At 55.2% G+C, this 14,604-nt stretch carries 9 protein-coding genes; 3 read left to right on the forward strand and 6 right to left on the reverse strand.

Annotated features, from left to right (window positions below; all coding sequences use genetic code 11):
- Window positions 1–35: 35 nt before the first annotated feature.
- Together SH139x_RS17595 and SH139x_RS17600 are read right to left on the reverse strand one after the other, a co-directional pair.
- A complete protein-coding gene (locus SH139x_RS17595) occupies window positions 36–2,558 on the reverse strand; it encodes a UvrD-helicase domain-containing protein (protein WP_488351083.1) in 2,523 nt (840 codons plus the stop codon).
- Between the two features lies 1 nt (window position 2,559).
- Window positions 2,560–5,370 carry a PD-(D/E)XK nuclease family protein gene (locus SH139x_RS17600; protein ID WP_488351084.1) on the reverse strand — a complete coding sequence of 937 codons (2,811 nt, stop codon included), beginning with the start codon at window positions 5,368–5,370 and terminating at the stop codon, window positions 2,560–2,562.
- Window positions 5,371–5,497: 127 nt separating this feature from the next.
- Between SH139x_RS17600 and SH139x_RS17605 the strand changes: the two genes are divergently transcribed.
- Both SH139x_RS17605 and SH139x_RS17610 read left to right on the forward strand, forming a co-directional pair.
- Window positions 5,498–6,274, forward strand: a complete 777-nt coding sequence (locus tag SH139x_RS17605; RefSeq protein ID WP_488351085.1) for a TIGR03546 family protein — start codon at window positions 5,498–5,500, stop codon at window positions 6,272–6,274.
- Entirely contained in the window at window positions 6,271–8,040 is a 1,770-nt protein-coding gene (locus SH139x_RS17610) for a TIGR03545 family protein (RefSeq protein ID WP_488351086.1), read from the forward strand. The genes SH139x_RS17605 and SH139x_RS17610 overlap by 4 nt, the downstream gene beginning before the upstream one ends.
- 256 nt (window positions 8,041–8,296) lie before the next feature.
- Here SH139x_RS17610 and SH139x_RS17615 read toward each other — a convergent pair whose 3' ends face one another.
- Both SH139x_RS17615 and SH139x_RS17620 read right to left on the reverse strand, forming a co-directional pair.
- Entirely contained in the window at window positions 8,297–8,725 is a 429-nt protein-coding gene (locus tag SH139x_RS17615) for a VOC family protein (protein ID WP_488351087.1), read from the reverse strand.
- 24 nt (window positions 8,726–8,749) lie between these two features.
- Window positions 8,750–10,165 carry a GGDEF domain-containing protein gene (locus tag SH139x_RS17620; protein ID WP_488351088.1) on the reverse strand — a complete coding sequence of 472 codons (1,416 nt, stop codon included), beginning with the start codon at window positions 10,163–10,165 and terminating at the stop codon, window positions 8,750–8,752.
- A gap of 207 nt (window positions 10,166–10,372) precedes the next feature.
- On the opposite strand from SH139x_RS17620, the gene SH139x_RS17625 reads away from it, so the two are divergent.
- Window positions 10,373–11,521 carry an AraC family transcriptional regulator gene (locus tag SH139x_RS17625; RefSeq protein WP_488351089.1) on the forward strand — a complete coding sequence of 383 codons (1,149 nt, stop codon included), beginning with the start codon at window positions 10,373–10,375 and terminating at the stop codon, window positions 11,519–11,521.
- Here SH139x_RS17625 and SH139x_RS17630 read toward each other — a convergent pair.
- Window positions 11,518–12,660 (reverse strand): aldose epimerase family protein, encoded by a 1,143-nt coding sequence (locus SH139x_RS17630; RefSeq protein WP_488351090.1) that lies wholly within the window; start codon window positions 12,658–12,660, stop codon window positions 11,518–11,520. The genes SH139x_RS17625 and SH139x_RS17630 overlap by 4 nt on opposite strands.
- Window positions 12,629–14,308 carry a solute:sodium symporter family transporter gene (locus SH139x_RS17635; RefSeq protein WP_488351091.1) on the reverse strand — a complete coding sequence of 560 codons (1,680 nt, stop codon included), beginning with the start codon at window positions 14,306–14,308 and terminating at the stop codon, window positions 12,629–12,631. The genes SH139x_RS17630 and SH139x_RS17635 overlap by 32 nt, the downstream gene beginning before the upstream one ends.
- Window positions 14,309–14,604: the final 296 nt, after the last annotated feature.

The raw sequence follows: 14,604 nt of genomic DNA on the forward strand, positions 1-14,604 counted from the left end.
CGATTAGTGTTCCACCTCCCTCCGGCCACACTTCATCACTCATCGCGACTGGTGTTTCGCTGTTGATACCAATCGGGATCACCGTGCGTATAAAGTATTGTCTTTCCTGCGGTAGGATCGCTTTCCAGCCCTAAGGCGTGATAGATCAGGGCAGCTGGAGTTCGATTTTCAAAGCTGGCCTTATTGGCGGGCTCAATGATCATGTATAACGCATTGCGGGGGCGAGTGACCGCGACATACAGTAAGCACAAGGCTTCCGTCATCATTGCCGCCGCATTCTCCCCGAAAGCTCGTCGCCAATTATCGGGCAGCAAACCCCACTGAGCTGCGGTAAGATATCGCAATAATCCGCTGGGGGGCGAGACTGGCGTTGCGCTTCGACGAATGACCTTCTTTGCCAAGCGCACCAAGCTGCCATCGAGCTCCGGCAACACCACCACGTCGAACTCCAGTCCCTTGGCTTGGTGCACAGTCATGACGCGCACCTGCGCTGGACGCGGGCGCTCGACTCGTTTGCATCGCACCAGTTCCACAAAATAGGAGAGCCTTGGCTGCTCATTCATCTGATAAGTATGTGCCAAAGAAATTAGCTGTCTCAATCTCGTCGCATCTGCTTCGCTGGCGATTGCTATCAGCGGGGTGCCCAACCAGATCAGAGTTTGGCTTAAACCATGATACTCGATCCGCTGCCGGATCTTCTCAGCAGCTTGACTGACAGACTTTGCGATATCCTCAACCGTTTGGCCAGGCAGCAAACGTTCCAGCCCGAAGAGTTCTCCCAAAGGTGAATGAGAAACATGGAAGGCCCATCGCAAATCTCCCGGATGCTCGCAAAGCAACAATGCCGAAAGCACTAACTCCACCAGCGAGGAATCGGTCAGCGGATTTCCTCCCTCCTGAGAAACATCAACGCCGCGTTGTTTGAGCAGAAAAATCAACTGCCCCACCGATTGATTGGTACGTGTCAGCACGCCAAAAGATCGATCAGCCATCTGCTCAGCCAGCTGCTGAATTTGGTCAGCCACGTAAGACAACTTGGCCACGCGGATCGCCGCCGCTGCTCCCGCCCCTTTGATGTCCAGCTTAGGTGCTGTTGATAGCTGCACATAACCGGGCAAGTCTCGTTTTGCACTTTGGTGCGTGGGGAACTGGCTGGCAAAGTTGGCGACCGCTCGCGACTCGAAATCCTCCTTGGTTGGCAACGCGGCGTCGAAGCTGCCGAGGCTGGGGTGGCGATCGATTCGAGTGAATAACTCAGTCACAAACTGGCTAATCACCGGGCTGCTACGATAACTCAGATCTTGCGATGTCTCTTGGACCCCCGGGACCTCCCTAGCAACCGCATCGAAAATTGCTGCCTGCCCGCCTCGCCAACCGTAGATTGCCTGCTTTGTATCTCCCACGCAGAAAAACGAACGCTCCGCATCAGGCTGAGCGGAGCGCACCGCCAAGGGTTTTAGCACAGCCCATTGCACGGGGGCTGTGTCTTGAAACTCGTCGAGCAAAACATGGTTGATAGCCGCGTCGAGGCGAGTCTGTAAGACATCAAAATCAAGCGAATCAATCCAGCTCGAAAGCCGGAAAGCGACGTCATCGAAAGCCAGCACACGCTGGTGCTGCTTGATGGCTTCAATCTGACTGCCATAGTATCCGAGGATCTCTCCCGTGGCTTTTGTTTGTTCCGCCAGCAGCCCCAGCACCTTCGTTCGCGCCCCTTCGTAAGCGACCCGCAGCGCCATGCCAATTTCCCGCGAAAGCGGTTTACGATAATAAGTCAGCGGCTCGCTGGCGTCGTCGTACTTGGCTGCCGCCGCGACGATAGTCTTACCAGCCAGGAGTTCCAGGTTGAGCGATTCCAAGTCTTGGCCGATCAAATCCAACTGCCGATCCGCGTTACCATTGCCCACCTTGACTCCTCGCAACACGAACGCCGCGTCAGCCAACATTTGCGGCTCAGGACCGCTCGGGGCGCGCAGCGATTGCCAAGCTTTGGGATTGGCCCAGCGAGCGTCTTGATAGCCGTCGGCAACGATGGACCGCAACTCGAATTCCACCGATCGAACCGCGTCTCCTTTGCCCAGCATCGAGACCAACGAGGCCAACTGGTTCGGTTCAATCGCGGCCAGGGTGGCATCGATCGCCATTCGCTGCAGCCACTGTTCCTCAATTTCGTCGCTCAAACGCCAACCGGGTGGCAGTTGTAATTCAAAAGGAAACGACCGGGCCAATTGCGAAAACAGGCTGTCGAGTGTGCAGACTCGCACCCGATGAATTTCGCGCATTAAGCGATGCAGTAGATTGCGACACTGCGGACTGGTCAGTCCAGGCTTGCTAACCTGGCCGCGCAGCGAGTCCAGTTTATCAGGTTCCTCTGCCGCATCCGCCAGCGTGGTGAGAATCCGTTGCAAGATTTCACCTGCCGCTTTCCGCGTAAAGGTGGTGGCCAGTATCGAAGAAACCTCACCGCCGGCAACTAGAATTGCCAGCAGGCGGCCCGTCAATTGATAAGTTTTTCCGGTGCCCGCGGAGGCCCGTACCAGCAGCGGTTCTAAACGCATCTTAGTCTGACTCCGTTTCCAGTAGATCGATAAGCAGGCTCTCCGCAGTGCCGGTTTGCATGATCATCGAAAAATCATCAAACGGCACTTTCAATGGATCCATTTGCGGGGCGAAGTTACCCGCTAAAATTCCCTCCGCGACATGTTCAGCCATTTTCTTGGCCGCGGCAATTTGGCCGCTGGTGAACTCGGCGATGTTTACGCCGGTGTCGCGTTCTTTTTCCGCGATGTTAAAGTAGCCCAATTGGACCGCCTCTTCGGAAGCGTCAATCCCCAACGCTTTTAACATGAACAAGTAAAGCGGTAGCTGCAAATCTAACCACTGTTCATTCTTTTCGTCGTAGTGTTTGGCCATGGGATGATGCCCATGGGTTTTATAGTCCAGAATCGCCCAGACGTTATCAGCCGGGTGATAATCAATTCGATCGACGCGTCCCTTCAGTTTCAAAGCTTCGCCCGAAGGCAACATAATCTCAGCTCCGTCGTTCGCTCTTACGGCGGCCTCGGCAACGTGAATCCGCCAGCCCGCTTCCATGCGGGCCGCCTGCTTAATTGCAAACTGCTTGAGCCGCTTTTCGGCTTGCGCAATTTGTAACCGAACGGCGGCAAGCGGCGAGGCTCCGTAACGAGATTTGGCATAAGTGTGGAGATGCTCCAGCACACTCGCCTCAATGTCGTTAACCCTTTCGAGATCCTTGTCGCCGCACTGACCATAGAACTCCACGGCGGCGTGGACGAGGTCGCCGAATTGATTGGCCGCCAGTTCGGTGGCGCCATCGGCCAACGGCCGCAAGCCCAACACGTGCCGCAGATAGAAACGGAATGGACAAGTCAGGTAGTCCCGAAAAGCGGTCACGCTGACCGCTTGCAAACTACTCGTCGGACTCGCCTCGGGCAGCGGCAATTGGGTGACCTCCGCTTGGCTGTCCCACAGCGAGGTGCGTGGCAACGAAACAGGCGGTTTGGTCAGCAGCGCTCGCACGCGTCGCACAGTTGTCGCTGGCTCACAAGCGGCCAGCAACCGACTGGGAGGTGTCGGTGAACCGTCCGGCCCGTAGCGGCCCACCAATATCGCGAACTCGCTGCGAGCTTGGCAGATCGATTGCAAAATATAAGCATCACGGGCAAAGCGACGCTCATTATCAGCGACGTTAAGCTGAGTCCGCAAGCTACCGGGCAAGAACGGATCGGCGGTGACCGCTTGGGGAACAAACGGATGATTCAACCCCACAACGGCCAAAGCCGGTGCATCATCGAGGGTCAAGTCGAGCCAGCCGACAATCTCAGTGACTTGTGTCGCCTGCCCGACAGCGGGTTCAACTGCTTCTGGAACGTGTGGTTCGCCCAACCGTTGCAAGACAAGGTCAATCGCGCCGGCTGGTCCTAATTCCACATCCAAGGCGGGAGGCAACTCGGCAAATCGGTGCAGCAGGCGAGCGATCTGTTCCAAAATTAATTGACGATTCGGATCGTCGTGCTCCGCAGCAGCAGCCTCCTCACTGTAAATCGCGGCGAGCACATCACGGAGACGTTGCGCCCACTGAGAGAACATCAGCCGCTGGTCGGACAATGGTTCTAGCCAACTGGTGATCTGATCCAGCACACCGCGGAGGTTGGCAAAATCTGCCGGCTTGCTCCAGGGATCGCTAATGCGGAGAGGAAAATACTCGGCGCGAAGGCTATCTAACTCTCGCAACAATTGATAACTGCCGACTTGGCTACCGAATCGAGCCATCACGTCAGCGTGGCGTATTAAGGCGGCAAAAGCTTGCCACGAATGCCCGCTGAGGAAGTCTCGCAACAAACCCAACAGTCGGCCCGCCGCCGAGTTTCGCAACAACTTACCGGCAACGCGCTCGGGGTACTCTCCGGCGAGCAACAACTCGGTCTCCAAAATGGCAGCAAACGAATCATCAGCGATCCCCAGGGAAACACGATGACCAGGATTACGCTGCTGCCAAGACCGTAGCGTAGCAACCGCTACACTCGTTTGGTGTTCCACATCCCCGCAAGAAATTAACCTCGCGTCATCAATTTCAATTGCAAACTCAGCCCAGGCGGTCGGTTCCACACGTCCGTATCGATCAAACAACTTCGCCTCACTGGCCGGTGCTCCCACGTACGCGACAACCCGTTGGGCAACCGAGGAGAGCATCCCGCAGGTTTGTTCACCCAGGTCAACGCAGCCAATTAAAACTACATCGTTGTCCAACCGACATCGCGACTCAGTAGCGGCCAGACGACGCTGCTGGTGAGGATCGGCAAGATCAGCCTGTTCCAACACAGCCAAATAGTCTTCGTACAACTTGGCGATCAACAGCCAGCGCTGTTTATCAGCTGGAGACTGCACATGGGAAACAACGTCGGCTGGTTGCCAAGCATCGGCTGCCAAGTCTTGACAGAGCCGCCGAATCACGCTCGCCATATCAAACCAAGCAGCGACAGCATCACGAGCCGGCGTGATCGGCATCAGCGGAGCCAATTGGGCATCGTCACAGTGGCTGAGCACTTGCGTCCAGGCCAACGTTTGTTGCATTTCGTTGGCCAGCGTCTTCTCCGGGGCATAAAGCAGCTCCGGTAACGCCCCAACGGTGATCATTTTCGGAGGCCGCAAAGCCACACCCAACTCGGTCGCCTTCGCCTCCAGCAATTCGCGCAGCCGATGGCCCGCCCGGTTGACCGGCAAGACAGCCGTTATGCGACTCAGATTCCAGCTCGCAGCGGTCGGCCGATACGTCTCGACAAAGTGCTTTACGGAGGCGTGCAGCAGCGGTTGCTGCCAACCGAGGAAAATCCGTTCCAGTCCGTTCATTGGCCTCGCTCGTTACAACGATTGGATAAATTTTAACGATTGCACTGAATGTTTGGCCCCAGCAGGGCCGATAACGTGGACTGAGTCATTTTTGTTGGACCGAAGCGTGCGCGGGAGGCACACGCCCATGATACTTTGGACCATTAAACAGCTATTTTCGCTTCGCAAAGCCATCCTGGGACGAGCCAACCCCAGCGAATTAGCTTGGGGATTGGCGATCGGACTGGCGATTGGCTTAGTGCCGAAGGGGAACCTGATCAGCCTGTTGCTGATTGGAACCGCGGTATCTCTGCGAATCAACCATGGCATGGTGGCACTTTCTGCGGTCGCCTTCAGCTTTATGGCAGCACAGTTCGATCCGATCACCCACCAACTGGGTGCGGGGATTCTCCAGGACCCCCAAGTCAGATCGCAACTCGATCGCTGGTGGGGTGCTCCGCTTGTCCCCTGGACCGACCTGAACAACACCGTTGTGATGGGCAGCACGGTGCTGGCAATGATCGGCATGATCCCAGCTTTCGTGGTCTCGCTGCCCGTCTTTCGCTGGTTGTCACGACGCCCAGAGGCGCAGCCAATTGGCGATCCACCACCAGCCAAATCGCTGGCCATCGCGATGCCTGTAGACGAACTCCCGCACGCTGCGGAGCAACTAGAACCAGCGGTGTTAAAGATGCCCAACCGCACGCAATTGCCGGCTGCCTCAATAGTCGATGCGGGCAAACCGGAACCAGCGACGAAGGTGGCAACTCAGATCGATGTCATTCGGCTGAGCCACCCGCTGAACGACGGTGACGCAGGCGACGATGCTGCTGCCGCCGCGCCCCGCCAAGGCGGCACGATGAACGAAACTTTGGGCTATTTGCTGCGTCGATTACGTGACTCGCGTCAGGAGAAAGCGGCATGATACGCTGGCGATATATTGGAATCCGATTAGTTGTAGTGCTGCTGGTGCTGATGCTCTTGAGGTGGTCGGCGAACCCGGTGGCACAGTACTTTATCGTCAAAGCGTTGCAAGGGAGCGCGGGGGCCAAAGTCGAAGTCGCGTCGACGGAACTCGGACTGTTCCCGCCGCGTTTGCTGGTGCACGGTTTGACAATCGGTGACGCACGCAAAGAAATGCGAAATCTCTTCGAGGCGGAAAGTGTTGCGCTGATGATCGACGGGGGCGCTTTGCTGCGTCGTCGCTTCGAGATCGCCAACAGCCAGATCACAGGTCTCCACGTGGGGACGCGAAGAACAACCAGCGGTGCTCTCGAAGTGGTTCCAGCGGACGAGGAGCAAGATGAATCAGCGGGACCGTCGATGATCTCCCAGTGGTCCGCGCAACTCGCCGGCGACGCCGAAGAGAATGCCAAGGCTTTTGCTGACAGCTTGGCGACCGTAACGGAAAGCAAGCGGATTCGAGATTTCTGGGAGTCGGAATATGCCACATTGCGTCGCCAAGCGACTGCCCTGGAAGAGAACGTGCGGGCTCTCAAGAGCACCGCGCGCTCGATCGATAATCCTCTCCGCGATCTCCCGGCCCTGCAAGAAACATTGCGCCGCGCCGAAGAGATCAAACGGGACTTAATCGCCGTCCGCCAACGACTCGACACCATGCCGACGCAAATTCGCGGCGACATGAACGCGTTGGAAGAGGCGAAACGGCAAGACCAAGCCCGTGTTCGTGGTTACCTACCGGAAAATCTACCTGATGATAAATTGATGATCGGCCCGGAGTTACTGGCTTCGCTCGTTCGCGATCAACTGCAACAGGTTCGCGAATATCTTGACTCCGGACGCAGCATTGCCGATGTCACCGTCTCTGGCCCAACGATCGAACGTGCTCGTGGTGAGACGTTGGCAGTCGGCGGCCCGGCTGGCCCCGCGTGGCTGGTGCGTCGCTGTGAAGTCTCAGGTTTCTTGACCGCGAATTCCGATGAGTATGAATTGCTCGGGGTGGTCGAGAACATTACGTCCGATCATGTCAATCGCCATGGGCCATTGCACGCCAGGCTTCGCCTCAGCGGTCCGCGCGTGGTCAGAATTGATTACCAAAGGTTTTATGATACCAGCCCCTTTCCAACTCAATCACCAAAAGACCATCTAAAGATCCATTGGCCCCAACTGCCGTTGCCAGCCAAGAAATTCGGTGATGATCAAGATGCCGCCTTGGTCATCGATGGTGGAAAATTGGAACTGTGGGTCGAGATCGAAGCTCAAGACGATCAAATCAGCGGGCATCTGATTTCTCGTCAAACCGATACCCGACTCGCGCTGAGCACCAAACCCAAGTTGCAAGACACGATCCTTGTCCAATCACTCAACCGCAGTCTCGCTGACATCAATGCGGTCGATGTCGATGCGCGGTTTTCCGGGACTTGGAAGAAAATGGACCTCGATATCTCGACCAGCCTAAGCGGCCAGTTGGCTGGCGGAATGCGGACGGCAATCAATGACTCTTTGGCGGCAACTCGCCAGCGGTTGGCCCAGAAGGTCGACGAACAATACTCGCGGCAGTCTCGTGAGTTGGAACAATGGCTCGGCGAACAACAAGCCGACGCCCGCAAATTGATCGCCAAAGCTGACGAAGCGGTCGACACGATGAGCAAGAAAGTGGTTGCCGAATTGGGCACCCCCGACGCCTACATCGGCCGCCTCCGCGGTGGTCTGAAAGGACTCCTCAAGTAGCTGGGCTGACGGGAAGCAACTTATTGAGCACCTCCCAATCAGGAATGAAACAAAACGGAATCAGCCGGAACGCGTTAGCGTCCGGTTCCTCGGAACTTATTTCGAGGTGCCTAGCCCAGAGCCTCTTTCTCCATCTCGCTGACTATTGTTTTAGCAAGCTCAGCGAGCACCAGCAGTGGCGGGCGAATCGCATCGATTCCACGACTCGCGCAATCTCATAAGTTTGCGCCAGCGGAACACCGCCCGCCACCCGCGTTTATTTTGCGAACAGCTGCGATGGGTCGCGAAACGCCTTGAACTCGAGCGCGTTTCCAGATGGATCGAGGAAAAACATCGTTGCTTGCTCACCGACCTGACCGGCAAAGCGAATGCAGGGCTCAATCACAAACTGCACGTCCGCTTGGATGACGCGATCTCTCAACTGATGCCACCCCTCCCAAGGCAGTACGACACCAAAATGCGGCACCGGGACTTGATGCCCATCGACTGGGTTGTGACTGGATGCTTCGCAGGCGGCTGCCTGTGGAGTATGATGCGCGACCAACTGATGGCCAAAGAAATCATAGTCGATCCAATCGGTGTCGCTCCGACCTTCGCGACAACCCAACAGCTCGCCGTAAAATGCGCGAGCGGCTTCAAGGTCATGGACGGGGAAAGCTAAATGGAACGGTGGTAACGCCTGCATCCTCGATTTCCCTCCCGTTAAGTTCTAAGCAATGATCGCCTGGTCGGCACGTTCGGTAGCTTGACTGATCACATCCTCCGCCGTCAAGTCGTCGAGCATCAAACTGACTCCGACGGAAGCGACCGAAATGGGGCCATCGTCGGTCAATTCACGCAACGTTTGATTCACTTGCTCCAGCAACTGCTCAGCCCGCTCCTCGGCTTTTGCCGCACCGCTGGTGACCATCAAGCTAAGCAAAGTACGCGGATCATCAAAACCAACCTTGTCCACCGAACGCAACAGGCGACGCGAGCAGTCCAAAATATCGCGGCGTTGCTCTTCGTTCAGCGTCATGCTGGGCAACCGCACGGCGACTGCCGCCAATTGAACTTGATCCGAATTGACGTTCGCGGCCATCGTGCGAAATTGTGACACGAGACATTGACGGCCGTCGACACCAGCTACTTTCGCTGGTTGACTGTCGCTGGCTAATGCACCTTCGTCGCCAGACGATGATCCTGCGGGAGGCGCGGGTGCTGCGATCTTGTTACGCTGCGAGACCTTTTCTGAAAACCGGCTGATCCGATCCAAATAAACGTAGACGGCGTTCCGGCCACCATGTTTCGCTTCGTACAACGCTTTGTCGGCTCTTTCCAGCCATTGCACTGGGGATTCCTCCGCAGACCGCTGGGCGATCCCGCCGCTAAAGGTAACGACTCGGTCGGAGTCCGCGGCAAGCATCCGCATGGACTCCATTTCCTTGCGAACGTTATCAATCTCCGTGGCGAATTCGCGCCACGACTTCAATCGACTAATCACGGCAAACTCTTCGCCACCATAACGTATGCAAGTTGCATGCGAACGTAAACGCTTAGACAGCAATTCTCCAAAACGATTAAGTACCAAGTCGCCGGCCTGATGGCCAAACACATCGTTGATCGACTTAAAGTGGTCGATATCGACCATCGCTATCAATTGCTCGTCAGTGCTCGGATTTTGAGCGAGTGCGGCTAGCTTTTCATCTAGGTAACGACGGTTCGCCAAACCGGTAAGCGCGTCACAATTGGCCAATTGCCGTGTCGACTGCAGCAAAGACGATTGCTCTTGAAATTTTAACTGTGAGTCTTCCAAACGCTGTTGCATTTGGCGATTCGCGGCGACAAGTTCGGCAACCGTATCAACGATCGCCGCCGCTGACATCTGACCCCCGGAACATTCTAAGTTGTTGGTAATGCCTTCCATTCGGGTCTGGTGAGCGTTGACGTCCGCCGCGACCGTTAACGTCAAAGATTGGATCTTTTTAGCAACATCCTCCAGCCGAACCCCTTCCTCTTCGTTATTATCGTCCAACAGCTTATCTTGATCGCCAATAGAATCGCCAGCACGATTGTTCGCGATCAGAAAACCAATCACGCCACCAGCAACAAGTCCGCTGAGCAAAACCGGAATCAGGTCTATCATGTTGAGCAGTTCGTTACGCGAAGAATAAAACCAAACCTGCAAACGCAGGTATGAAAAACGGTCCGACCCGTAACCCTAGCTTGCATTTTGCAGCCAAAGTGCAAACTTTCGCCCTTGCTATTCGATCCGTTAATCCGATTATGTCGAATATTCTGATTGCGTCAGGCAGCAAGGTGACTCCCCCGTCCGTCACAATGACTTGAATCAATGAAAAAACAAGTCGCATTAATTATTGAAACGTCGAGCAGCTATGGCAGAAACCTGTTAGCTGGCATCGTGCGGTTTAAACGCGTCCGTGATGACTGGTCGGTGTTTTTAGAGCAGCGTGACTTGACTCAAGAACCACCAGCGTGGCTCGCTTCCTGGAGCGGTGATGGAATCATCTCGCGAGCGACCACGCCGGATCTGATCGCAGCCATTCAATCCACCGGCATTCCACTCGTGGAACTCACCGACCGACGCGTCGACTCGGGGTTACCACTGGTCCGTTCCGACGATGCGGCCATTGGACGGATGGCGGCGGAACACTTGCTGGAACGAGGCTTTCGTCACTTTGGCTTCTGCGGGTTTAGCAAAGAGGCGTGGTCGCATCGTCGTCAAATTGCTTTTGCCGCCCGCGTCGCCGCGGCGGGTTTCCAGTGCCACTGTTTGGAATCGCACTGGGTTGGCCCCAAAGCTAAACCGTGGGAGGACGAACAACAATTATTGATTGAATGGTTGCGTTCACAGACTCGCCCCTGCGGATTAATGGCCTGCAATGACATCCGCGGACAACATTTGCTCGACGCTTGCGCAAAAGTTGGTTACGCCGTACCCGAAGAAGTTGCCGTAATCGGTGTCGATAACGATGAAATCCTCTGCCAAATCAGCGCGCCCCCGCTGTCCAGCGTAATTCCTAATGCGGAGGGGGTTGGATTTCGCGCCGCCGAACTGTTATCGGCGCTGATGGCCCGCACCGAGCCGTCCCAATTGGTCCACATTCTCGAACCTCGCGGGGTGGCGACGCGACAATCGACCGATGTCGTTGCCATCGACGATCCAGCAATCGCGATGGCCTTGCATTTCATCCGCCAGCACGCTTGCCGCAATATCAGCGTGCGTGACGTGGTTGAGCATTGCGCTGTGTCACGCAGCACACTGGAACGACAGTTTCGCAAACTGCTGGGACGCACGCCCCAGCAAGAGATTCGCAACGCGCAAGTAAAACGCGTACGCGAACTACTGGCGACAACGGAACTTTCCACCGAACAGATTGCGGCGCTTTGCGGATTCGAGCACCCGGAATATCTGCACGTCGTTTTCAAACGGATGACCGGCACAACCCCCGGCGAATATCGCCGTCAAACCAATCCTTAGCGTGCCGAGAATTTGAAAACCGTTGTGCTTTCGTACTTCTCGCCGGGTTCCAAAATCGTGGAGGGAAAATTGGGTTGATTGGGACTGTCGGGGAAGTGCTGCGTCTCCAAACAAAATCCCCCTCGGTACACGTAGGGCTTCCCTGACTTGCCCTCCAAGCGACCATCCAAAAAGTTACCGCAGTAGAATTGAATCCCAGGTTCGCTGGTCAAAATCTCCAGCTGTCGTCCCGAGGTCGGTTCGTAAACGCGTGCTGCCAACGTTAACCCGTCAACCCGCGGGCCTTCGTTTATGACCCAGTTGTGATCGAAACCGCCGCCGAAGGTAAGCTGCGGATGCTCCTTGCCAATGTCACGCCCGATCGCCTTGGGCTCCGTAAAGTCAAATGGCGTCCCAGCCACGGCAGCCAGTTCACCCGTGGGAATCAAGCCCTCGTCAACAGGCGTGTACCGGTCAGCATTCAACATCAACTGGTGGTCCAGGATCGTCCCTGCTCCTTCCCCTTGTAAGTTGAAGTAGGTGTGTTGAGTAAGATTCACTGGAGTTGCCTTATCGGTTTCCGCCAAATACTCCACGACGATGGCATTATCATCCGTCAAACGATAGGTGACCGAAATACGCAGATTACCGGGATAACCTTCTTCTTTGTCTTTCGCCAGGTAGGACAACTCAATCGCATTCTCACCACCGATGGGCGTGGCGGTCCAAACTACTTTGTCAAATCCAATAACTCCACCGTGCAAGTGGTTGGGGCCGTTGTTAACCGCCAAGCTATATTCTTCACCATTGAGCGCGAAAACGCCTTTGGCGATGCGATTACCGTAACGCCCCACGATCGCCCCAAAATAAGGTTTATCAACGGCGTTGATGTAATCTTCCACGCGGTCATACCCCAAAGCCACATCCGCCAATTTCCCGTCGCGGTCAGGCACCATGATCGAGGTAATGATGGCCCCATAGTTGGTGACCTTGATGGTCATTCCAGAGGCGTTGCTGATCGTATAAAGCTTGATGCTGTCGAAATCTTCGACCCGCGTGTCAGCTTGACTGCCAGTCGGCCAGGCAAATCCTGCCAATACGATTAGGGATATATGAAACAGCGATCGCTTACTCAGTAAGCGCAGTTTGATTTCCGACATTTGAGATAACCTCGTCTGGCTGAAGAACCGAGAAATCGGCAAAGGTGATGTAAATCGTGAAGACAATCAAAATCAGCAAGAGCCCCGCCGGGGTCGCAAAACGCCATGGTGTCATATCGACCGCTTTCACATCTTCCTGAACAAACTCAGTTTGGCGGGGGGCAACTTCGCCAATGACCAACATGAAGATCACCAACCAGGCAAACACGACACCTAGAAATTGATACTCATGCATGGAGGCCACAATGGCGTTAAACGGATATACAAAATAACCAATCGCAATGATTGCGAAACCAGCAACCAAGCATAACTTGGCGGCGATCGCCGGAACACGTTTCGTCATCATGCCGACCACCACCACGGCAAATATTGGAATAAAATACATGCCGTTCATTTTCTGCAAGTAACCGAAAATGCTGGGGATATCGGCCAGAAAGGGAGCGATCCCCATCGCTGAGAAAGCCACGATCCAGCCAAAGATCTTTCCCGAGCGGACCACTTGCTGCTCACTCGCATGCTTCGCCAACACGCTCTTGTAAAGTCCCAAACTAAACAGCGTGCAGGAACTGTTGAGCGCGGAGTTAAAACTGGAAAGAATCGCGCCGATCATGGCGGCGGCGAAAAAACCTGTTAAGTACGGCGGCAGTACCAAGTTCACCAGCTTGCCGTAAGCTTGGGCTGGTTGAATATCGTCACCGGCGAAAATGCTGTAAGCAATCATCCCGGGGATCACCAAGTACAAAGGGCCTAGCAGTTTTAATGCACCGGTCAGCAACACCCCCTTCTGCCCCTCGGCCAAACTGCTGGCTCCGAAGGTACGCTGAATGATTTGTTGGTTCGTCGTCCAGTAAAACAGATTGAGCAGAAAAATACCGGAAAAGATTGTTCCAAATGGAACTTTCGAGTCGGGAGCTCCCACCGAGTTGAAGCGTTCACGCTGATCCTCGTAAAGGACATTAGCACCCGCCCTGATACCCTCTCCATCGCCCAGGTAACTGAGCGCAAATCCGGTAATCAGAAATCCACCGACAAACAATCCGACGCCGTTCAGCGTGTCCGATACGGCAACCGTGCGAAGCCCACCAAATAAGGCGTACACAGAGCCTAACAAACCAACCACGATGACGATCAACCATAGTGAGACCGTTTCCGGTTCCGCACCAAGTTGCTCAGGCAGCGTTCCCAACATCGGTGTGATGTTGAGAATGTCAATCATGCCCCGCGCGCCAGTATATAAAATGATCGGCAATAAGATCCCAACATAAGCTACCAAGAAAATCAGATTCGTGATCACTTGAGTTTGGTGATCAAACCGGATCTCCAGATACTGAGGTACCGTCGCCACACCGCTCTTGAGAAAGCGGGGCAGAAAAAACCAAGCCATAAAGACCAAGGCGACGACGCAAACCACTTCCCAAACCATCACGCACAGCCCGTCGGTGAAAGCGTCACCGTTGAGCCCCACCATTTGCTCGGTCGACAGATTGGTCAGCAACAGCGAACCGGCGATCAAAGGAAAGGAAAGCGAACGTCCAGCAAGAAAGTACCCGCTGCTGGTGCCATGATCATCCTTGCGGGTAATCAACCAGGTGAGCAGGCCAACAAGGGAGGTAAACCCCAAAAACGAAACGACTGTAATCAGGTCCACGAATGACTGCCTCCTCGAGCCCACGGTAACAGAGCACACCGCAACAATCGACAGACCTTGTTGGCCGCCGTTGCGATGCCTTCTCAAAGGCACAGTTTGGGGCATAGCCGGGCACCAATCAATGAGAGGCGACGTCCCAATTCTGAGAAATATTGCCACCTAGCTGCGAGCCGAAGGGAATGCCACTTGCCGTTACCATCGCATGCCGCAAATCAAAAAACGCCGGATCCGCCAACAGAGGGGAGTGCATTTGGGCATGCCAGCGCTGACAATAAGCGGATTGGCGGTTCACAAAA

The organism is Kothea flammea (assembly GCF_052161645.1).
Taxonomy (GTDB): domain Bacteria; phylum Planctomycetota; class Planctomycetia; order Pirellulales; family Pirellulaceae; genus Laterigemmans.